General features: G+C 72.9%; 7 protein-coding genes and 1 pseudogene. 5 read left to right on the forward strand and 3 right to left on the reverse strand.

All coding sequences use genetic code 11. The annotated features are described in order from the left end of the window. Window positions 1-53 precede the first annotated feature (53 nt). The 3 genes and pseudogenes from IE305_RS33930 to IE305_RS29055 all read right to left on the reverse strand — a co-directional run bounded on the left by IE305_RS33930 (window position 54) and on the right by IE305_RS29055 (window position 18,298). Entirely contained in the window at window positions 54-2,981 is a 2,928-nt protein-coding gene (locus IE305_RS33930) for a thioester reductase domain-containing protein (RefSeq protein ID WP_506005209.1), read from the reverse strand. Next, window positions 2,970-9,899, reverse strand: a pseudogene (locus IE305_RS33935) (type I polyketide synthase); the annotation flags it as partial. The pseudogene IE305_RS33935 and the gene IE305_RS33930, both read right to left, overlap by 12 nt. Further along, the gene (locus tag IE305_RS29055) at window positions 9,896-18,298 is read right to left on the reverse strand and encodes a type I polyketide synthase (protein ID WP_190132784.1); all 8,403 of its coding nucleotides are present in this window, start codon (window positions 18,296-18,298) and stop codon (window positions 9,896-9,898) included. The gene IE305_RS29055 and the pseudogene IE305_RS33935, both read right to left, overlap by 4 nt. A 279-nt stretch (window positions 18,299-18,577) precedes the next feature. Here IE305_RS29055 and IE305_RS29060 point away from each other — a divergent pair, with 279 nt between their 5' ends. From IE305_RS29060 to sbnB, 5 genes are all read left to right on the forward strand, one after another. Beyond that, the gene (locus IE305_RS29060; RefSeq protein WP_229891667.1) at window positions 18,578-20,101 is read left to right on the forward strand and encodes an acyl-CoA carboxylase subunit beta; all 1,524 of its coding nucleotides are present in this window, start codon (window positions 18,578-18,580) and stop codon (window positions 20,099-20,101) included. Continuing rightward, window positions 20,098-20,322: an acyl-CoA carboxylase epsilon subunit gene (locus IE305_RS29065; protein ID WP_190132786.1), complete on the forward strand. Its 225-nt coding sequence runs from the start codon at window positions 20,098-20,100 to the stop codon at window positions 20,320-20,322. Before IE305_RS29060 ends, IE305_RS29065 begins: the two co-directional genes overlap by 4 nt. After that, window positions 20,319-21,077 (forward strand): thioesterase II family protein, encoded by a 759-nt coding sequence (locus IE305_RS29070; protein WP_190132787.1) that lies wholly within the window; start codon window positions 20,319-20,321, stop codon window positions 21,075-21,077. Before IE305_RS29065 ends, IE305_RS29070 begins: the two co-directional genes overlap by 4 nt. A 148-nt stretch (window positions 21,078-21,225) precedes the next feature. Further along, on the forward strand, window positions 21,226-22,239 hold the full coding sequence (gene sbnA, locus IE305_RS29075) for a 2,3-diaminopropionate biosynthesis protein SbnA (RefSeq protein WP_190132788.1): 1,014 nt from the start codon (window positions 21,226-21,228) through the stop codon (window positions 22,237-22,239). Window positions 22,240-22,304: 65 nt separating this feature from the next. Continuing rightward, window positions 22,305-23,351 carry a 2,3-diaminopropionate biosynthesis protein SbnB gene (gene sbnB, locus IE305_RS29080; RefSeq protein WP_190132789.1) on the forward strand — a complete coding sequence of 349 codons (1,047 nt, stop codon included), beginning with the start codon at window positions 22,305-22,307 and terminating at the stop codon, window positions 23,349-23,351. The last annotated feature ends 17 nt before the right edge of the window (window positions 23,352-23,368 follow it).

The following is a 23,368-nucleotide window of genomic DNA, read 5'->3' on the forward strand; positions in this document are numbered from 1 at the left end:
TGGGGGTGCCCTCGGCGGAGGGGTCGGCTGGCGGTGTGTCAGGCAGCCATGGCTCAGGAGGTGGTGCGGGATGCCAGGGCGAGCGCGGGGGCGGGCGGCAGGTAGCCGGCGCGGACGAAGAAGTCGATGTACGTGGCGAAGAGCTCCCTCGTCATCTCCGGCACCACGATCCCCGTGCCGGCGAGCGCCGCCTCGGTCTCGCTCATGTCGATCGGCGGGTAGGCGCCCTCACCGTTCTCGGCGATCTTCTCGAACATGTCGAGCAGCGGCGTGAGCGCGTTCTCGCCGTCGCCCTGGACCCGCTCCAGCCAGGCGGCCCGGTCCATCTCCTCGATCTCGTACCCGAAGGCCCGCAGGTGCTCCAGGATGGTGGTGTAGCGGATGTCGGCGGGGTGGGAGAGGTGGAAGGTGCGGCTCGCGCAGTCCGCCTTCCGCGACAGCGCCACGATCGCCGCGCTGACGTAGTCGACCGGCACCATGTGGAACACGATGTCGGTGCCGCGCGGCACCGCGCGGGCCTGGATCAAGCCCTTGAGGCTGAGCCACACGAAGTCCCGGGTCTGGCAGGCGCCGGACTGCTGGTCGCCGCAGACGACGTCACCGCGGTAGACGGAGACGGGCAGGCCGCGGTCCCGGGCGAGATCGATGATCTGCTCGACCACCCACTTCGTGTGCCGGTAGCCGTTCATCACCTCGGTCGGGCCCAGCGGGTCCGTCACCTTCAGCGGCACGCCCTCGCGCACGGGCTTGTCGAAGACACCGGTCGAGGAGACGAAGTGCACCGGGACCGTGCGGTGCCGGGCCGCCATGCGCAGCACCTCCTCGGTGCCGCCGACGTTCGCCGCCTTCAGCGCGGTGTAGGGGTAGAGCCAGTTGACCAGCGCACCACCGTGGAAGATCACGTCGACCGTGCGGGCGAGTGTGTCGAAGGCGTCCTCGGTCAGCCCCAGCCGGGGCTCGCCGAGGTCGCCGGGCACGGCGACCACCCGGTGGGCCAGGTCGTCGTCCCAGACGCCGTACCAGCGGGCGTTGTCCCGCAGCCGCTCCAGCCCCTCGGCCTCGTCGGCGGCCCGCACCAGGCAGTGCACCCGGGCGGACGTGGTGCGCAGCAGCTCCCGCAGCACGAAGGCGCCCAGGAAGCCGGTGGCCCCGGTCAGGAACACCTCCTCGGGGTTCTCGGCCACGGTGACCACCTCCGCGGCGGGCACGATGTCCTCGGCGAGCCGGATCTCGGCGGCGAAGTCCACCGCCTCGACCGTGGCCGGGCCGCCGGTCAGCTCGGTCAGCAGGTGGGCGGCGAGGGCCTCCGGCGTCGGGTGCTCGTACACCAGCGAGGCGGACAGCCGCACGCCGGTGGCCGCGCCCAGCCGGTTGCGCAGGTCGACCGCGGTGAGCGAGTCGAAGCCCAGGTCGACGAAGCCGCGGCCCGGGTCGACGGCGTCCGCGTCGGCGTGGCCGAGCACCGCCGCGACCTCGCCCCGGACGACGTCCCGCAGCAGCGGCAGCCGTTCGGCGTCGGGCAGCTCGCGCACCCGGTCGCCCACGGACCCGGCGGCTCCGCCCGGCCCGTCGACGGCGGGCCGCGACGACGTGCGCGCCAGGGTGCGCAGCATCGGTGCCACGGGACCGGGCAGCGCCCGGACGGCCGCCAGGTCGAGGGGCGTGGCTACGGGGGTGGTGAGCCCCAGGGTCATGGCCGTGTCGAGCATGGCGGGGCCCTGTTCCATCGTCACGGGGCGGTAGCCCTCGCGGGCGATGCGGGCCAGGTCCGTGTCGTCCAGGTGGCCGGCGATGCCGCCGTCGTCCTGCTGCCACAGGCCCCACGCCACCGACGTCGCCGCCAGCCCGAGCGCCTGCCGGTACTGCGCCAGCGCGTCCAGGAACGTGTTGGCCGCCGCATAGTTGGCCTGACCCGCGCTGCCGAAGGTCGCGGCGATCGAGGAGAAGAGGACGAACTGCCGCAGGGGCATGTCCTGCGTGAGCAGGTGCAGGTTCCACGCGGCGTCGGCCTTCGGGCGCAGCACCCCCTCGACCCGCTCGGCGGTCAGGGCCGTCACCAGCCCGTCGTCCAGCACACCCGCGGTGTGCACGACGCCGGACAGGGGGTACTCGGCGGGCACGAGCTCAAGGGCCCGCGCCAGTTCGCCGGCGTCGGACACGTCGCAGGCGGCGACTTCCACGCGCGCCCCGAGCCGCTCCAGTTCCGCCCGCAGCTCCTGCGCACCCGGCGCCTCGAGGCCCCGGCGGCTGACGAGCAGCAGCGACCGCACCCCGTGCTCGACCACCACGTGCCGCGCGAAATGCGCACCCAGGCTGCCCGTACCACCGGTGATGAGCACCGTACCGCCGGCGTCCCATCCCGGGCCGGCAGCGGGCAGGGAGGCGGCGGCGACGCGGGCGAGCCGGGGCACCAGGGCGCCACGGCCCCGGATCGCCACCTGCGGTTCACCGCCGTCCGTGACGGCGGCCAGCAGGTCCTGAAGGCCGTCGTCCTCGGCGTCGACGTCCACGAGCACGATGCGGCCCGGGTTCTCGGCCTGCGCCGAGCGCAGCAGGCCCCAGGCCGCGGCGGTGGCCAGGTCGGGCGTCTCGCCGTCGCGGACAGCGACCGCACCCCGCGTGACGACCATCAGCCGGACGCCGTCGAGCCGCTCGTCGGCCAGCCACTCCTGCACCAGCGACAGTGCACCGCGCACCTGCTCGTACATCCCGGCCGGCACATCACCACCGGAGGGCATGCACGGCACCACCACGGCGTCCAGCGCCGTACCCGCAGCCACCGCGGCGCCCACCTCCGCCACGGACCCGAAGCGGTCCGCGCCCGGAAGCAGCCGGTGCGCGTCGTCGCCGAGGGTGCCCCAGGCGTACGCGGACGTGGGGCGCGCCAGCCGGATGGGGTGCCAGCCGACGGTGAACAGCGCGTCGAGGGACGCTTCTCGGGCCGCCGCGACACCGGGGTCGGCGGCGGGGGCGAGCGTCAGCGCCTCGACGGCGGCGACGGGCCGGCCCGAACCGTCGGCGATCTCCATCGCGAAGACGTCGGGCCCGGTGCGCCGGACACGCACCCGCAGCTCCCGCGCGCCCTCGGCGAACACCTGCACGCCCGACCAGGACCGCAGGGCACGCGGCGCACCGCCCGCCAGGCCGCCCGCGTACAGGGCGACCTGCACCGCGGCCTCCAGCAGCAGCGGGTGCAGCACGAAGCCGTCGGTGGCGAAGTCCTCTCCGGCCAGAGCCAGTTCGGCGCCGATCTCGTGGCCGTCCTCCCAGACGGCGGTCACGGCCGGGAAGCCCTGCCCGCGCCCGTAGCCCTGCCCGGCGAGCTGCTTGTACAGGGCGCCGGCGGTCTCCCGGGTCCCGTGCGGCGGCCACGGCCGGGGCGGCAGCACCGGCATGGCGCCGAGCGAGAGGTGCCCGCTCGCCCGGAGCGTCCAGGTGCCCTCGCCGCCGTCGGCACGCGTGTGCACGGTGACGGTCCGCCGCCCGTACGCGTCGGGGGCACCGACGGACGCCTGGAGCTGTACCGCCTGCCGGCCCTGCAGCACGAGCGGGGCGTGGACGGTCAGCTCGTCCAGGGTGTTGCAGCCGAACTGGTCGGCGAGGTGCAGCGCCAGCTCCGCGTAGACCGACGCGGGCACGGTGACGGAACCGTCGAGGACGTGTTCGGCCAGCCACGGGTGGGTACGGGTGGAGATCCGCCCGCTGAAGACCGCGCCCTGCCCCCCGGCGAGGGTGACGGACGTGCCGAGCAGCGGATGCTCCTGGCCGTCCAGGCCGAGCTGCGCGGCGTCGAGCCCGGTCCCGGCGGCCGCGCTGTACCAGTAGGTCTGGCGCTGGAAGGCGTACGTCGGCAGGGCGACGGTCCGCGCGCCGGTGCCGGCGTGGAACCGGGCCCAGTCGACGGCCACGCCCCGGTTGTGCAGCCGCGCGAGTGCGGTGACGGCGTCGGCGGCCTCGGGACGCCCACGCCGCAGCGTCGGCACGAACCGCGCCTCGGCATCGTCCAGCGAGCCCTGCGCCATCGCGCTGAGCACGGCATCGGGGCCGAGCTCGACGAAAGTCGTGCCCCCCTGACCGTGCAGGACCTGCACGGCGTCGGCGAACCGCACGGCCTCGCGGACGTGGCGGACCCAGTACGCGGGGTCGGTCAGCTCGGTGGTGACGGGGGCGCCGGTGAGGGTGGAGACGAAGGGCATCTGCGGCTCGTGGAAGGTCAGGCCCGCGACGATCTGCTCGAACTCGGCGAGCATGGGCTCCATCAACGGCGAGTGGAAGGCGTGGGAGACCTTCAGCTGCGTCGTCTTGCGGCCCAGCGACTGGAAGTGCGCCTGAACGGCCAGGACGTCGTCCGCCGCACCGGAGATCACCACGGCCTGCGGGCCATTGACCGCGGCCATGCCGACGCTGTCGGTCAGGTGCGGCAGCACCTCGTCCTCAGCCGCCTGGAGCGCCACCATCGCACCACCGGCGGGCAGCGCCTGCATCAGACGACCACGGGCGGACACCAGCTTGGCGGCATCGGCCAGCGACAGCACCCCTGCCACATGAGCAGCGGCAATCTCACCGATGGAGTGCCCGGCCACCACATCCGGCCGCACACCCCACGACTCCCACAGACGGAACAGCGCCACTTCGACGGCGAACAACGCCGGCTGCGTGGAGGCGGTGCGGTTCAGCGCCTCCGCGTCGTCGCCCCACATCACCTCCCGCAGCCCTGCCGGCAGCTCGGCCAGCACCGCATCGAACGCCTCGGCAAAGACCGGGAACGCCTCGTACAGCTCACGCCCCATGCCCAGCCGCTGACTGCCCTGCCCCGTGAACAGGAACGCTGCCTTGCCGCCCGACGCCTTGACCGTGTCCGTGCTCACGGCCTTCGACGCCTCGCCGGCGGCGAGGGCGCGCAGGCCGGCGACGAGCTCGTCGCGGTCGGCGGCGACCACGGCGGCCCGGTGTTCCAGGGCCGCGCGCGTCGTCGCCAGCGACAGTGCCACGTCGTGGATGCCGAGTTCGGGCCGCTCGCTCACGTGGGCGGCCAGCTTCCCGGCCTGCGCGGCCAGGGCCTCGGCGCTCTTGGCGGACACCAGCCACGGCACGGCGCCGCGACGGGAGGGCTCGGCGGTCTCCGGAGGCGTATCCTGCGGGGCTTCCTCGATGATGACGTGCGCGTTCGTCCCGCTGACACCGAACGACGAGACCGCTGCCCGGCGCACCCGCTCCTCCCCCGCCGGCCACTCACGCGCCTGCGTCAGCAACTCGACAGCGCCACTGTCCCAGTTGACGAACGGCGTCGGCTCCTCGGCGTGCAGCGTCTTGGGGAGCAGCTGGTTCTGGAGCGCCATCACCATCTTGATGACGCCACCGACACCGGCGGCGGCCTGCGCATGCCCGATGTTCGACTTGAACGAACCGAGGTACAGCGGCCGGTCGGCCGGGCGCCCCTGTCCGTACGTGGCGAGCAGCGCCTGCGCCTCGATCGGGTCACCGAGCCGCGTACCCGTCCCGTGCGCCTCCACCGCATCCACATCACCGGGCTTGAGCCCGGCGCCGGACAGCGCCTGCCGGATCACCCGCTGCTGCGCCGGACCGTTCGGCGCCGTCAGACCATTCGACGCACCGTCCTGATTCACCGCCGAACCCCGCACCACCGCCAGCACCCGATGACCGTTCCGCCGGGCATCCGACAGCCGCTCCAGCACCAGCAGACCCGCACCCTCGGCCCACCCCGTACCGTCCGCGTCCGCACCGAAGGCCCGGCACCGGCCGTCGGCCGACAGACCGCGCTGCTGCGCGAACTCGACGAAGCTGCCCGGCGTGGCCGCGACCGTGGAGCCGCCGACGAGGGCCAGCGTGGATTCGCCCTGGCGCAGCGACTGCACCGCCTGGTGCATCGCGACCAGCGACGAGGAGCAGGCCGTGTCGACCGACACGGACGGGCCCTCCAGGCCCAGGACGTAGGAGATGCGGCCGGAGATGATGCTGGAGAGGCTGCCCGTCATCAGGTAGCCGCCCAGTTCCTCGGGGCCGTCGAACAGGCCGATGTAGCTCTGCCCCGAGTAGCCCATGAACACGCCGGTCGGGCTGCCCTTCAGCGACAGCGGGTCGATGCCGGCGTACTCCAGCGCCTCCCACGCCGTCTCCAGCAGCAGCCGCTGCTGCGGGTCCATGGCGGTGGCCTCGCGCGGGGATATGCCGAAGAAGCCCGCGTCGAAGTCACCGAGGTCGTGCAGGAAACCGCCGCGTTTGGTGTAGGTGCGGCCCGGCTTGCCCGGTTCGGGATCGTAGAGCGCGTCGATGTCCCAGCCGCGGTTCTCGGGGAAGTCGCTGATCGCGTCGACCTCGTCCTCGACCAGCCGCCACAGGTCCTCGGGCGACGCCACGCCGCCGGGGTAGCGGCAGGCCATGCCGACGATCGCTATCGGCTCGGTGCGGCCGGCCTCCAGTTCGGCGACGCGGCGGCGCGACTTCTGGAGGTCGACGGTGACCCGCTTCAGGTACTCGGCGAGCTTCTGCTCGTTCTCACTGGCCATGACGGAGGCCCTCCTCGGCTGTGTGCTCTGCTGCGAAACGGTTCTTCTCGGTCTGCTCGGCGTACTCGTTCACTCCGTCACCGACCCGCTGACCTCCGCGTCGATGAAGCTGAAGATCTCGTCCAGGTCCGGCGCCTCCGCGCCGGCGCCGTCCGTGCCCCACTCGCCGCCCCAGCCGTCCAGCAGCGCTCGCAGCCGCGTGGCGACCTCCGCCCGCGTCTCGTCGTCGGGGGAGGCGGCGGCGAGGGCCGCCTCGAAGCGGTCCAGCTCGGTCAGGACGGAGACCGGGGCGGCCATCTGGGCGTGCACGTGTTCGATGAGGGCGGCGGTGGTGGGGTGGTCGTAGACCAGCGTCGCGGCGAGCTGGACGCCGGAGGACTCGAGCAGCCGGTCGCGGAGTTCGACGGCCGACAGCGACGTGAAGCCCAGCTGCTGGAACGTGCGGTCCAGGCCGATCTCATCCGTGTCGGTGAAGCCCAGGACGACCGCCACCTCGCCCCGGACCAGTTCGGCCACCATCTCCCGCTGCTCCGCCGCGGGACGCCCCGCCAGTCGCTCGGCGAACGGCACCTCGGCGCGCTGGTGCTCTGCCACCGGCTCGGCGAGCGCCACGGTGGAAGCGGCACCGGAGTCGGAGACGGCGAGCCAGTACGTCTGGCGCTGGAAGGCGTACGTGGGCAGGGCGACGGTCCGGGCGCCGGTGCCGGCGTGGAACCGGGCCCAGTCGACGGCGACACCCCGATTGTGGAGCCGCGCGAGTGCGGTGACGGCGTCGGCGGCCTCGGGACGCCCACGCCGCAGCGTCGGCACGAAACGCGCCTCGCCGTCGGCGAGCGAGCCCTGCGCCATCGCGGTGAGCACGGCATCCGGGCCGAGCTCGACAAAGGTCGTCACGCCCTGGCCGTGCAGGACCTGCACGGCGTCGGCGAACCGCACGGCGTCACGGACGTGCCGTACCCAGTACGCCGGCTCGGCGAGCTCGGTCGTGACGGAGGTGCCGGTGAGGGTCGACACGAACGGAATGACCTGCCGGCCGAAGCTCAGACCTGCGACGATCCGCTCGAACTCGGCGAGCATGGGCTCCATCAACGGCGAGTGGAAGGCGTGCGACACCTTCAGCTGCGTCGTCTTGCGGCCCAGCTCCTGGAAGTGGGCCTGGACGGCCAGGACATCGTCCAGTGCGCCGGAGATCACGACGGCCTGCGGGCCATTGACGGCAGCAATACCGACGGTGCTGGTCAGGTGCGGAAGCACCTCGTCCTCGGCCGCCTGAAGCGCCACCATCGCACCACCGGCAGGCAGCGCCTGCATCAGACGACCACGGGCCGACACCAGCTTCGCCGCATCGGCCAGCGACAACACACCAGCCACATGAGCAGCGGCAATCTCACCGATCGAATGCCCGGCCACCACATCCGGCCGCACACCCCACGACTCCCAGAGACGGAACAGCGCCACCTCAAGGGCGAACAACGCCGGCTGCGTCACCTCCGTACGATTCAGCGCCTCCGCATCCTCACCCCACATCACCTGCTTCAGACCGGGATCAAGCTCCGCCAGCACCGCATCGAACGCCTCGGCGAAGACCGGGAACGCCTCGTACAGCTCACGCCCCATCCCCAACCGCTGACTGCCCTGCCCCGTGAACAGGAACGCGGTGCGGTTGTCCGTACCGCCCACCGTGTCCGTGACGACAGCGGCGGAGGGCTCGCCGGCGGCGAGGGCGCGCAGGCCGGCGACCAGCTCGTCGCGGTCGGCGGCGACCACGGCGGCCCGGTGTTCCAGGGCCGCCCGCGTCGTCGCCAGCGACAGCGCCACATCGCGTACGCCGACGCCGGCACCGGCGCCCGGCCCCGCGAACTCGGCGAGCCGCTCGGCCTGCGCACGGAGCGCGGCCGCCGACTGGGCCGACACGAGCCACGGCACCATGCCGCCCGTGACCGGACGGCCCTCGTCGGACGGCTCGTCCTGCTTGGGTGCCTCCTCGATGATGACGTGCGCGTTCGTCCCGCTGACGCCGAAGGACGAGACGGCGGCCCGACGCACCCGCTCCTCCCCCGCCGGCCACTCACGCGCCTGCGTCAGCAACTCGACAGCACCGCTCTCCCAGTCGACGAACGGCGTCGGCTCCTCGGCATGCAGGGTCTTCGGCAGCAGCTCGTTGCGGAGCGCCATCACCATCTTGATGACGCCACCGACACCGGCGGCGGCCTGCGCATGCCCGATGTTCGACTTGAACGACCCCAGATACAGCGGCCGGTCGGCGGGACGGCCGTGCCCGTACGTAGCAAGCAGCGCCTGCGCCTCGATCGGGTCGCCCAGCCGCGTACCCGTCCCGTGCGCCTCCACCGCATCCACGTCGCCCGGCTTGAGCCCGGCGCCGGACAGCGCCTGCCGGATCACCCGCTGCTGCGCCGGACCGTTCGGCGCCGTCAGACCATTCGACGCACCGTCCTGGTTCACCGCCGAGCCCCGCACCACCGCCAGCACCCGATGACCGTTCCGCCGGGCGTCCGACAGCCGCTCCAGCACCAGCAGACCCGCACCCTCGGCCCACCCGGTGCCATCCGCCGCAGCACCGAACGCACGGCACCGGCCGTCGGCCGACAGGCCGCGCTGCTGCGCGAACTCGACGAACGTCCCTGGGGTGGGCATCACCATCACGCCACCGGCCAGGGCGAGCGTCGACTCGCCGAGGCGGAGCGACTGCACCGCCTGGTGGATCGCGACGAGCGACGACGAGCAGGCCGTGTCCACCGTCACCGAGGGGCCCTCCAGGCCCAGGACGTACGAGATGCGGCCGGACATGACGCTGGCGAGGCGTCCGGTGAGCAGATGGCCGTCGAGGCCCTGGACCGGGCGGTGCAGCTGCGGCCCGTAGTCCTGGGGGGCGCCGCCGGCGAATACGCCGGTCGGGCTGCCCTTGAGCGACAGCGGGTCGATGCCGGCGTACTCCAGCGCCTCCCACGCCGTCTCCAGCAGCAGCCGCTGCTGCGGATCCATCGCCAGCGCCTCACGCGGCGAAATGCCGAAGAACTGCGCGTCGAACTCCCCGGCGTTCTCCAGGAAGCCACCACGCCGCGTGTACGTACGGCCGGACGTGCCCGGCTCGGGGTCGTAGATCTCCTCGACGTCCCACCCGCGGTTGCCGGGGAAGTCACCGGTCGCGTCGGTCTCCTCGGCCACCAGCCGCCACAGGTCCTCCGGCGACGACACACCACCGGGGTAGCGGCACGCCATGCCCACGACGGCGATCGGTTCGACGGCGGCGTCCCGGACCTCCTGGAGCTCCCGCTTGGCCTCGCGCGTGTCGGCGATGGCCTGCTTCAGGTACTCGCGCAGCTTTGCCTCGTTCGACATGCTGGTGTTCAGTCCTTTCGGTTGGCGTCGACGAGGAGGAAGAGGTCGTCGTCGGTCGCGGAATCGAGGTCGAAGTCTTCGAAGTCGGCCGGCCCGCCGGTGTCGCCGGCCCCGGGCGCGGTCGCCTGTTGCGGTGCGCCGCCCCAGCGGGCGAGCAGGTCCTTCAGGTGGACGGCGGCGAGGGCCTTCTCCTCGTCGCCGGTCACGGCGGCCGCCAGGAACTCCTCGACGCGCGCGAGCTCGGTCAGGAGCGCGCTCTCGGAGAACTCGGGGGCGGGGACCAGTTCGGCCAGCAGGTGGGCGGTCAGGGCGGCCGGAGTCGGGTGGTCGTACACGAGGGTCGCGGGCAGCCGGACGCCCGTCGCCGCGGTCATGCGGTTGCGCAGTTCGACGGCGGTGAGCGAGTCGAAGCCCAGCTCCTTGAACGTGCGGTCGGTGCCGACGGCCTGGGCGTCCGCGTGGTTGAGGACGGCCGCCACAACGCCGCGCACCAGCTCGGAGAGCGTCCGCTGCCGCTCGTCCGGCTCCATCGCGGCGAGCCGCTGCTCCAGGGACTCCGCCGGCGCGGTCTCCGCGGGCCCCCCGGCCGTGCGGCGCCGTGCCTGCGGGACGGGGACGAGGCCGCGGAACAGGTGCGGTACGGCACCGGCCCGGCGGATCGCGCCCAGGTCGAGGGGCGTGGCGACGGGGCTCGCCAGCCCCAGCGCGAGGGCCGTGTCGAGCATGACGGGGCCCTGCTCCATGGTCACGGGCAGGTAGCCGTTCCGTGCCCACCTGGCCTGGTCGGCGTCGTCGAGCCGGTTCGCCATGCCGTCGTGGTCCTGCTGCCACAGGCCCCACGCCATCGACGTGGCCGCCAGCCCCAGCCGCTGCCGGTGCTGTGCCAGCGCGTCCAGGAACGTGTTGGCCGCCGCGTAGTTGGCCTGGCCGGCGGTGCCGAAGACGCCCGCGACCGAGGAGAAGAGGACGAACTGCCCGATCGGCATGCCCTCGGTCAGCTGGTGCAGGTTCCACGCCGCGTCGATCTTCGGGCGCAGTACGCCCTCGACCTGCTCGGCGGTCAGGGCCGTCACCAGCCCGTCGTCCAGCACGCCCGCGGTGTGCACGATCCCGGAGAGGGGGTACTCGGCGGGGACGAGCTCCAGGGCCCGGGCCAGCTCGTCGGCGTCGGCCACGTCGCACGCGGCAATCTCCACCCGTGCGCCCAGCCGTTCCAGCTCCGCCCGCAGGCCGGCCGCGCCCGGGGCCTCCGGGCCGCGCCGGCTGACGAGCAGCAGCGACCGCACCCCGTGCTCGGCCACCACGTGCCGCGCGAAGTGCGCGCCGAGGCTGCCCGTACCACCGGTGACGAGCACGGTCCCGCCGGTGTCCCAGCCGGAGCCGACGGCGGTGAGCTCGTCGGCCGGCATGGGGCGTTCTTTCACCAGGCGTGGTACGAGGGCCTGGCCGCCGCGCAGCGCGGCCTGCGGCTCGTCCGATCGCAGGAGGCGGGCGAGCGCCTGCTCGGGCAGGCCGTCGCCGCCGTCCGGTTCGCCGAGGTCGACGACGGTGATGCGGCCGGGGTTCTCCGTCTGCGCGGACCGCAGCAGGCCCCAGACGGCGGCCGTGGCGAGGTCGGGCGTCTCGCCGTCGCGGACGGCGACGGCACCGCGCGTGACGACCATCAGCCGCACGCCGTCGAGCCGCTCGTCCGCCAGCCACTCCTGCACCAGGGACAACGCACCCTGCACCTGTTCGTACGCCACGTCCAGCACATCGCCACCGGACGCCACGCACGGCACGACCACGGCGTCCAGCGCCGTACCCGCAGCCACCGCTGCGCCCACCTCGGCCACGGACCCGAACCGGTCCGTGCCGGCGGACACCTGCACGCCGCCGAGCCCGCCCCACCGCACGGGAGCGGTGTCCTCGGGCAGTGCGGCCGGGACCCAGCCGACGCGGTACAGGGGTGCCGGGCCGCTGGGCCGCAGCAGCTCGGGGGCGAACGAGGCGAAGGTGACGGAGTCGACAGAGGCCACCACGTCACCCGCGGCGTCCACCAGCTGCAGGCTCCACGCGTCGTCGCCCAGGCGCCGCGCCCGTACCCGGACCTCCTCGGCGCCCTCGGCGAACACCCGCACACCGGACCAGGACACCGCCGCGCGCGGCACGCCCTCGCCGTCCACGGCCGTGGCCGCGGCCACGGACCGCACGGCGGCGTCGAGGAGAACGGGGTGGAGCAGGAATCCGGCGGCGTCGTACGGCTCGTCCAGCGTCACTGCCTCCGCGGCGTCCTGCCACGGCTCGGCTGCGGCGGCGGGGCCCTGCCGGACGTGGCCCTCCGCGTGCAGCGTCCACGGCTCGTCACGGCCCTCCGGCCGGGCGTGGACGGTCACCGTATGGCGGCCGTCCGTGTCGGCCGGGCCCTCGACGTCGACCTGGATCTGGACGGCACCGTCCTCGTCCAGGACGAGCGGCGCCCGCACGGCGAGGTCCACGGTGTCGCAGCCCATCTCGTCGCCGGCGCGCATCGCCAGCTCCAGGAAGAGCGAGGTCGGCGCGTGGGCGTCACCGACGAGCCACGGGTGGTCCTGCGCCGAGAGCCGGGCGGTGAACAGCCGGCCCGCACCGCCCGCGAGGTCCACCGACGCGCCGAGCAGGGCGTGCTCCGGCGCCTCCAGGCCCAGGTGAGCGGCGTCGACCGACGTCGAAGGCCCGGGCGCGTTCAGCCAGTAGGTACGGCGCTGGAAGGCGTACGTGGGCAGGGGTACGACGCGGGCGCAGCTCCCCTCGAAGAACCGTTCCCACTCCACCTGGCCGCCCGCCGCGTGGAAGTGGGCGAGGGCCGTGACGACCGTCTCCTCTTCGGCACGGTTGCGGCGCATCGAGGCGACCGCCTCGACACCGTCGCCCTCCAGCACGCCCCGGGCCATCGCGGTGAGCACGGCATCGGGGCCGAGCTCGACGAACCGGGTCACGCCCTCGGCCTCCAACACCGCCACCGCGTCGGCGAACCGCACGGCCTCGCGGACGTGACGCACCCAGTAGGCGGGATCGGTGAGCTCGGTGGTGACGGGGGCGCCGGTGAGGGTGGAGACGAAGGGGATCTGCGGCTCGTGGAAGGTCAGGCCCGCGACGATCTGCTCGAACTCGGCGAGCATGGGCTCCATCAACGGCGAGTGGAAAGCATGGGAGACCTTCAGCTGCGTCGCCTTGCGACCCAGCGACTGGAAGTGCGCCTGGACAGCGAGGACGTCGTCCGCCGCACCGGAGATCACCACGGCCTGCGGGCCATTGACCGCGGCCATGCCGACGGTGTCGGACAGGTGCGGCAGCACCTCGTCCTCAGCCGCCTGAAGGGCGACCATCGCGCCTCCCGCGGGTAGCGCCTGCATCAGACGGCCACGGGCCGAGACCAGCTTCGCAGCGTCCGCGAGGGAGAGCACCCCGGAGACGTGGGCCGCGGCAATCTCACCGATGGAGTGCCCGGCGACGACGTCGGGACGCACACCCCACGACTCCCAGAGGCGGAACAACGCCACTTCGACGGCGAAGAGGGCAGGCTGCGTCGATTCGGTGCGGTTCAGCGCCTCGGCGTCGTCGCCCCACATCACCTCGCGCAGCCCTGCCGGCAACTCCGCCAGCACCGCATCGAACGCCTCGGCGAAGACCGGGAACGCCTCGTACAGCTCACGGCCCATGCCCAGCCGCTGACTGCCCTGACCGGTGAACAGGAACGCCGACCGGCCCCCGGCAGCCCGGCACCACCGGCCACACCGCAGGCCGGCAACCAGCTCCTCCCGGTCCGAACCGACCACCACGGCCCGGTACTCCAGCGCCGCACGCGACGTTGCGAGAGACCACGCCACGTCGTACACGTCGTACACGTCGTCGCCCGATTCCGAGACGAACGACGCCAGTCGCTCGGTCTGAGCCGCGAGTGCTTCCTCACTGCGCGCCGACACCAGCCACGGCACGACGCCGCGACGCGAGGGCCCGGCGGTCTCCCGAGGCGTCTCCCGAGGTGCCTCTTCGATGATGACGTGCGCGTTCGTCCCGCTGACGCCGAAGGACGAGACGGCGGCCCGACGCACCCGCTCCTCCCCCGCCGGCCACTCACGCGCCTGCGTCAGCAACTCGACCGCGCCGCTCTCCCAGTCGACGAACGGTGTCGGCTCCTCGGCGTGCAGCGTCTTGGGCAGCAGCTCGTTGCGGAGCGCCATCACCATCTTGATGACACCACCGACACCGGCGGCGGCCTGCGCATGCCCGATGTTCGACTTCAGCGAGCCGAGGTGGAGCGGGGACTGCCCTTCCGCACGTCCTTGCCCGTATGTGGCGAGCAGCGCCTGCGCCTCGATCGGGTCACCGAGCCGCGTACCCGTCCCGTGCGCCTCTACCGCGTCCACATCAGCAGCCCGCAGACCCGCACCGGCCAGAGCCTGCCGGATCACCCGCTGCTGCGCCGGGCCGTTGGGCGCCGTCAGACCATTCGACGCACCGTCCTGATTGACAGCCGAACCCCGCACCACCGCCAGCACCCGGTGACCGTTCCGCCGGGCATCGGACAGCCGCTCCAGCACCAGCAGGCCCGCACCCTCGGCCCACCCCGTACCGTCCGCGTCCGCACCGAACGCACGACACCGGCCGTCGGCCGACAGACCGTTCTGGCGGGAGAACTCCAGGAACATGCCGGGCGTCGGCATCACCATCACACCGCCCGCCAGGGCGAGCGACGACTCGCCGAGCCGCAGCGACTGCACCGCCTGGTGCACGGCGACCAGGGACGACGAACACGCCGTGTCCACGGTCACCGAGGGGCCCTCCAGGCCCAGGACGTACGAGATGCGGCCCGAGATGACGCTGGCGAAGGTGCCGGTCAGCAGGTACCCGTCCACGCCGTCCGCGGGTTCGTGCAGCCGGGGCCCGTAGTCCTGGGGCGCGCCGCCGGCGAAGACACCGGTCGGGCTGCCCTTGAGCGACAACGGGTCGATGCCGGCGTACTCCAGCGCCTCCCACGCCGTCTCCAGCAGCAGCCGCTGCTGCGGATCCATCGCCAGCGCCTCACGCGGCGAGATGCCGAAGAACTCGGCGTCGAAGTCACCGGCGTTGTTGAGGAAGCCGCCACGCCTCGTGTACGTACGGCCGGACTTGCCCGGCTCGGGGTCGTAGATGCCCTCCACGTCCCAGCCACGGTCGCCGGGGAAGTCGCCGGTCGCGTCGACCTCGCCCGCGACCAGCCGCCACAGGTCCTCCGGCGACGACACACCGCCCGGGTAGCGGCATGCCATGCCCACGACGGCGATGGGGTCGTCGCACGCGGCGAGGCCCGTCGGCGCCGTACCGGCTGCGTCGCCGTCCGTCGTCACGGAGCCGGTCAGCTGCTCGTGCAGGTACGCGGCCACGGCGCCCGGCGTCGGGTGGTCGAAGACGACCGACTCGGGGATGCGCAGGCCGGTCGCGGCCGCGAGGCGGTCGCGGAGCTCGACGCCGCCGAGCGAGTCGAGGCCGAGGTCCCGGAAGGCACGATCGGGCTCGATGGCGGCGGGGCGCGCGTGGCCGAGCACGGCCGCGGCGTCCGCGCGGACCAGGTCGAGGAGGAAACGCCGGCGGTCGTCCTCGGACAGTCCGGCGAGGCCGTCACGGAGGGGGTCGGCGGGCACGGCCGCGAGCCCGGCAGCCGTCCCGGCCACCGGTGCCGGTGCCTGTGCCGGTGCCGGCATCGCTGCGTCGTTGGCGGTGTCGAGCCAGAAGTCCCGGCGCTGGAAGGCGTACGTCGGCAGGGGTACGACGCGCGCACCGCTCCCCTCGAAGAACCGCCCCCACTCCACCTGGCCGCCCGCCGCGTGGAAGTGGGCGAGGGCCGTGACGACCGTCTCTTCCTCACCGCGCTTGCGGCGCATCGAGGCCACCGCCTCGACACCGTCGCCCTCCAGCGCGCCCTGCGCCATCGCCGTCAGCACCGCGTCGGGACCCAGCTCGACGAACCGGGTCACGCCCTCGGCCTCCAGCACCCGCACCGCGTCCGCGAAACGCACGGCCTCGCGGACGTGCCGCACCCAGTACGCGGGGTCGGTCAGCTCGGTGGTGACCGGCGAACCCGTGAGGGTGGAGACGAAGGGGATCCGCGGCTCGTGGAAGGTCAGGCCCGCGACGATCCGCCCGAACTCGGCGAGCATGGGCTCCATCAACGGCGAGTGGAAGGCGTGCGACACCTTCAGCTGCGTCGTCTTGCGGCCGAGCCCGTCGAAGTGCGCCCGGACGGCGAGGACGCCCTCCTGCTCGCCCGAGACGACAACCGCCCGCGGGCCGTTCACTGCCGCGATGCCCACGCCGTCGGACAGGTGCGGCAGCACCTCGTCCTCGGCTGCCTGCAGCGCCACCATCGCACCACCGGCAGGCAGCGCCTGCATCAGACGACCACGAGCCGACACCAGCTTCGCCGCATCGGCCAGCGACAACACACCCGCCACATGAGCAGCGGCAATCTCACCGATCGAATGCCCGGCCACCACATCCGGCCGCACACTCCACGACTCCCAGAGACGGAACAGCGCCACCTCAAGGGCGAACAACGCCGGCTGCGTCACCTCCGTACGATTCAGCGCTTCCGCGTCCTCGCCCCACATCACCTGCTGGAGACCGGGATCAAGCTCCGCCAGCACCGCATCAAAAGCCTCGGCGAAGACCGGGAACGCCTCGTACAGCTCACGCCCCATCCCCAACCGCTGACTGCCCTGCCCCGTGAACAGGAACGCCGACCGGCCCCCGGCAGCACGGCACCACCGGCCACCCGACCGCAGGCCGGCAACCAGCTCCTCCCGGTCCGAACCGACCACCACCGCCCGGTACTCCAGCGCCGCACGCGACGACGCCAACGACCACGCCACGTCGTACACGTCGTCGCCCGATTCCGACACGAACGACGCGAGCTTCTCCGCCTGCCCGGGCAGCGCCTCCTCCGTACGCGCTGACACGAGCCACGGCACGACGCCACGGCGAGCAGACCGGGACCTGGCCGGCTCCCGGGTCCCGCGAGGCGCCTCCTCCACGATGACGTGGGCGTTCGTCCCGCCCATGCCCCACGACGAGACACCGGCGAGGAGAGCCTCGTCGCCGTCCCACGGCCCGAGTTCCTGCTGCACGCGCAGCTTCAGCTCGTCCAGCGGGATGCGCGGGTTCGGGCGCTCGAAGTTGAGGCTCGGCGGCAGCTGCCGGTGGTGGAGGGCCAGGACGGTCTTGAGCAGGCCGACGATGCCGGCGGCACCCTCCAGGTGGCCGACGTTGGTCTTGGCCGAGCCCACGCGCAGCGGCCGGTCCGACTCCCGGTGCCGGCCGTAGACGGCGCCCAGGGCCGCGGCCTCGACGGGGTCGCCGACCTTGGTGCCCGTGCCGTGCAGTTCGACGTAGCCGACGTGGGCCGGGTCGACGCCGGCGCGCCGGCAGGCGGCCGTCATGACGGCTTCCTGGGCGCTGCGGTCGGGGGTGGTGAGGGTCTTGGCGTCGCCGGCGTTGTTGACGGCGCTGCCGCGGAGGACGGCGAGGACGGTGTTGCCGTCGGCGAGGGCGGCGGAGAGCGGTTTGAGGACGACGAGGGCGCCGCCTTCGCCGCGTACGTAGCCGTTGGCGCGCTCGTCGAAGGTGTGGCAGCGGCCGTCGGGGGACATGGCGCCGAACTTGCTGGTGCCGATGGTGCCTTCGGGCGTGAGGTTGAGGTTGACGCCGCCGGCGAGGGCGACGGTGGACTCGCCGCGGCGCAGGCTTTCGCAGGCCAGGTGGACGCCGACGAGGGACGACGACTGTCCGGAGTCGACGGTGAGGCTGGGGCCGCGCAGGCCGAGGGCGTACGACAGCCGGTTGGCGATCATGCTGCGCTGGGTGCCGGTGAGGGTGTGGCGGCCGATGGCGTCGCGGCCGGCGCGGTGCAGCAGGAGTTCGTAGTCGCCGTTGATGGCGCCGACGAAGACGCCGGTGGCGGTGGCGCGGAGGGTGCCGGGCACGATGCCGGCGTGTTCCAGCGCTTCCCAGCCGAGTTCGAGGAGGAGCCGCTGCTGCGGGTCCATCGCGGCGGCTTCCTTCGGGGAGATGCCGAAGAACTCGGGGTCGAAGCCGGCGACGCCGTCGATGAAGCCGCCCCAGCGGGTGCTCATGCGGCCGGGTGCGGAGGGGTCGGGGTCGTAGAGGGTGCCGGTCTGCCACCGGTCCTCCGGGGCCTCGGTGACGGCGCTGATTCCGTCGCGGAGGAGGCGCCAGAAGGCGTCGGGGTCGGGGGCTCCGGGAAGCCGGCAGGAGAGCCCGATCACAGCAATGGGGTCATCGGCGACCGGCCGGCCGGCGGCCGCGGCCCCGGCGGGGGTACTGCCGGCCCCGGGGGACTTCTCGGGCTTCTCGGGTTCCTTCATCTCCGGCATCTCCTCCGGCATCTCCGGCATCTCCGGGCTCCACTCGTACGGTTCGCACTGCGGGGGGTTGGGAAAGGTGCGGTCACGCTAACGGGGGCCGGTCAACGCGCTGCCCACGCCGCGGTAACCGGCCGTCCTCGGCGGGGCCCGGGCGGCGATTACCGGGGCGTGGACGGCTCGTTCCCGGATGTTTTCCGTCCGCGCCTAACCTTCGGAAACCGAAAACGTTCCGCCGCTCCGCCCCCACCCATGCGAAGGGATCGCGAGGAAATGACTGCCGTGCAGGACCGCTCAGATTTCGCCTCGGAAATGCAGGCGATCTACGAACAGGCCAGGAACGGGCCGGGGCCCGCCGCGACCGAGGCGCAGCACGCCAAGGGGAAGCTGACCGTCCGTGAGCGCATCGCGCTGCTCTTCGACGAGGGCACCTTCCACGAGGTGGAGACGTTGCGCCGGCACCGCGCCACCGGGTTCGGCCTGGAGAACAAGAAGCCGTACACGGACGGTGTCGTCATCGGCTGGGGCAAGGTGCACGGCCGCACCGTCTTCGCGTACGCGCACGACTTCCGCATCTTCGGTGGTGCGCTGGGCGAGGCGCACGCCGAGAAGATCCACAAGTTGATGGACCTGGCGGAGGCGGCCGGCGCCCCGGTGGTGGGCCTGTGCGACGGTGCGGGCGCACGCATCCAGGAGGGTGTGACCGCGCTGGCCGGCTACGGCGGCATCTTTCAGCGCAACGTCCGCAATTCCGGGGTGATTCCGCAGATCAGCGTGATGCTGGGGCCGTGTGCCGGCGGCGCCGCCTACAGCCCGGCGCTGACGGATTTCGTGTTCATGGTGCGGGGCGTCTCGCAGATGTTCATCACGGGCCCGGACGTGGTGCAGGCGGTCACGGGTGAGGAGATCTCGCACGAGGGGCTGGGTGGCGCGGACACGCATACGTCGCTCTCCGGGGTGGCCGGGTTCGCGTACGACGACGAGGAGAGCTGCCTGGAGGACGTGCGGCACCTGCTGTCGTTGCTGCCGTCGAACAACCGTGAGATGGCGCCCGTCGAGGAGTGCGACGACCCGGCGGACCGCCGGAACGACGTGCTGACCGAGCTGGTGCCGGTCGACGCGAACCGTTCGTACGACATGCGCAAGGTGATCGAGGAGGTCGTCGACCACGGCGAGTTCTTCGAGGTGCACGAGAGCTGGGCGCGCAACGTGGTGTGCGCGCTGGCGCGCCTGGACGGGCGGGTCGTGGGGATCGTCGCGAACCAGCCGGCTGCTCTGGCGGGGGTGCTGGACATCCCGGCGAGCGAGAAGGCGGCGCGGTTCGTGCAGTTCTGCGACTCCTTCAACATTCCGCTGGTGACGCTGGTGGACGTGCCGGGCTTCCTGCCGGGCGTCGACCAGGAGCACGGCGGCATCATCCGGCACGGGGCGAAGCTGCTGTACGCGTACTGCAACGCCACGGTGCCGCGCATCTCGCTGGTGCTGCGGAAGGCGTACGGCGGCGCGTACATCGTCATGGACTCGCGGTCGATCGGCGCCGACCTGGCGCTGGCCTGGCCCAGCAACGAGATCGCCGTGATGGGCGCCGAGGGCGCCGCCAACGTCATCTTCCGCCGCGAGATCGCCGCGTCCGACGACCCGGAGACGACGCGGACCGCCCGGATCAAGGAGTACAAGTCGGAACTGATGCACCCCTACTACGCGGCCGAGCGCGGCCTGGTGGACGACGTCATCCATCCGGCGGAGACGCGGATGCGGCTGATCGCGGCGCTGGATATGCTGCGGGCGAAGAGCGCGCCGCTGCCGTCGCGCAAGCACGGGAACCAGCCGCAGTGAACGGGCACGGCATCCGGATCGACAAGGGCAGCCCCGACGCGGAGCAGGTGGCGGCGGTCGTCGCCGTGCTGTGCGCGCGGGGTGCGGCGCTCGCCGCGGCGCGGGACGCCGGCCGGGCGGCGGAGCCGGAGGTGCCGCCCTGGCCACGGTCGGCGGCGGGCGGCAGGCCGGCGTCCGTGGGCTGGTCGCTGCGGGCGGGCACGGCATGGCGGCCCGTATGACGAGCTGGTTCCGTACGCTGACCCCGGACCGCGCCGCGGGCCTGCGGCTGTACTGCTTCCCGCACGCCGGTGGTTCGGCCGGCGCGTTCGCGCCGCTGGCCGCGACGCTGGCCGGCGGTTCCCCGGCCGGGCCGGCCGTGGCGGTGGCCGCGGCGCAGTACCCGGGGCGCCAGGACCGGTACCGGGAGCGCGCCTGGGAGGACATCGGTGCGATCGCGGACGTCCTGGCGGCCGAGATCCGCGCCCGCGACGAGGCGGTGCCGTACGCCCTGTTCGGCCACAGCATGGGCGCGCTCATCGCCTACGAGACGGCGCGCCGCCTGGAGCGGCTGCCGGGTGCCGGGCCGGCCCGGCTGTTCGTGTCCGGCCGTGACGCCCCCACGACCGGGCCGCTGGCCACCGACCGGGTGCGGGACGACGAGGCGCTGCTCGCGCACATCCGCCGGCTGGGCGGCACCGGAAGCCGGGTTCTGGACGAGCCGGAGCTGATGGCCATGGCTCTGCCGGCTCTGCGCGCGGACTATGCGGCCCTCAGCGCGTACGTGTGGTCGCCCGGTGAGCCCTTGTCGTGCCCGCTCACCGTGCTGGTGGGCGACGCGGACCCGCTGGTGACGGGCGCGGGGGCCGCGGCCTGGCGCCGGCTGTCGGCCGCGGCGACCGACATCCGGCTGCTGCGTGGCGGACACTTCTGCCTCGACGACTGCCGGGAGGAGGTGGCCTCGCTCGTGCGGGACGCCCTGCCGGCCCCGGTGTGAGCGGACCGGGAAGGCGGAGAACGGCGGTTCCGGAATTCTCCGGGACCGCCTTTTCTCGGCTTTCCCGTTCCATGAACCGGTAACTCCCCGACCATTTTCAGGATTTGGCGGTTGCCTGCCCGCTCGGCGCCCCCGTAGCGTGATGCCCATGAAATCCGAAAGGAAATCACCGGAGATTGTGACGTCGCCTCTGGATCTGAGACCGGACGACATTTTCGTGGATCTCACCCCGTCGTTCCGAAAGCGTTTCTTCCTCAAGTGCGAGGGTTTCAATTTCGCGGGCTCCGTGAAGGCCAAGGCGGCGCTGAGCATGATCTCAGCCGCCGAGGAGGAGGGGCTGCTGCGCCCCGGCTCCACGATCGTCGAATCGTCCTCGGGCAGCCTCGGCGTGGCGCTGGCCGCCCTCGCCGCGGAACGCGGCTACCGCTTCGTGTGCGTGACCGACACCCGCTGCACCGAGCGCCATCTGCGGATGATGCGCTCGTACGGCGCGGAGGTCGTCGTCATCTCGGAGCCCGACCCGGTCGAGGGCCTGCTCGGCGCCCGGATCCGGCACGTGCACGAGCTGTGCCGTCAGGACCCGGGGGCGCTCTGGCTCAACCAGTACGCCAACGACAACAACTGGCGCGCGCACTTCCACACCACCGGCCCGGCCATCGTCCGCGCCTTCCCCGACCTGGACTACCTGTTCATCGGTGCCGGCACCACCGGCACCCTCACCGGCACCGGCCGCTACCTCAAGCACATCGGCCACCCGGCCCGCATCGTGGCCGTGGACAGTGTCGGCTCGGTGACCTTCGGCGGCCCGCCCGGCACCCGGCACATCCCGGGCCTCGGCACCGGCCGGCGCCCGGAGATCGTCGACGAGAGCGTGGTCGACGAGGTCCTGATGGTCCCCGAGCAGGAGGCGGTACGGATGTGCCGCGCCCTGGCCCGCCGCGGCTACCTGCTGGGCGGCTCCACCGGGACCGTCCTGGCCGGCGCCTGGCAGCGGCTGGCGGACGCCGGCCCCACGGCGCTGTCCGTCGGCATCTCGCCGGACCTGGGCGAGCGGTACCTCGACTCGGTGTACGACGACGTCTGGGTCCGCGCCCGGTTCGGTGACATCACGGACGACGACCCGCTGGCGCCGGCCCCGGCCGGAACGCTCGTCGGCAGCTGACCGCCCACCCCCGTCCCCGTATCTCCCCTTCCGCCCTTCCCCTCCGACTCTCCCCGGGAGCACCCGTGTCCGACACCACCGCAGCCACCACCCCCGCCGTCCCCGAGTTCTCCGTCATCGGCGGCAAGGCCGTCCACGACATCCTCGCCGGCGACGAGACCGGCGTCCTCGACGTCGTCCGCGACGCCTACCTCACCCACGGCGAGGGCAAGAGCGTCAACCCGCCCAGCTACTTCCTGCGGTTCCCCGACCGCCCCGAGGCCCGCATCATCGCCCTGCCCGCGGCGCTGGGCGGCGAACGGCCCGTCGACGGCATCAAGTGGATCTCCAGCTTCCCCCACAACATCACCAGCGGCCTGCCCCGGGCCTCGGCCGTGCTCATCCTCAACGACCACGAGACGGGCTACCCGTTCGCGTGCCTGGAGAGCTCCATCATCAGCGCGACCCGCACCGCCTCCTCGGCCGCGCTCGCCGCCCGCGAACTGCACCGGGACCGGGAACGCCCGCGCAGCGTCACCTTCTTCGGCACCGGACTCATCGCCCGCTACCTCTTCACCCACCTCCAGGGCACGGGCTGGGAGTTCGACGAGATCAGCATCCACGACAGCAGCCGCGAGTACGCCCAGAGCTTCGCCCGCCACCTCGCCGAGCGCACCTCCGCGAAGATCACGGTGCAGGAGTCGCCCGAGGAGGCCGTGCGCGCCTCCGGCCTGATCGTGTTCGCCACGACCGCCCCCACCCCGCACATCCACGAGCCGGCCTGGTTCTCGCACAACCCGACCGTGCTGCACGTCTCCCTCCGCGACCTCGACCCGGAGATCCTCCGCGGCTCGTTCAACGTGCTCGACGACATCGAGCACTGCCTGAAGGCCGACACCTCGCCCCACCTGCTGGAGCAGGCCACCGGCAACCGCGACTTCGTCGACGGCACCCTCTACGACGTGCTGCGCGGCACCGTGACCGTGCCCACGGACCGGCCGGTCGTCTTCTCCCCGTTCGGGCTCGGCATCCTCGACCTGGCCGTGGGCACCCACGTCTACCGCGAGGCCCTCGCCCGGGGCCTCGCCCAGCCCGCCCCCGGCTTCTTCCACGACCTGAGCCGCCATGCCTGAGCCGCTGGGAATGCCGT

Origin of the sequence: Streptomyces mashuensis (genome assembly GCF_014654785.1) — a bacterium.
Lineage (GTDB): Bacteria > Actinomycetota > Actinomycetes > Streptomycetales > Streptomycetaceae > Streptomyces > Streptomyces mashuensis.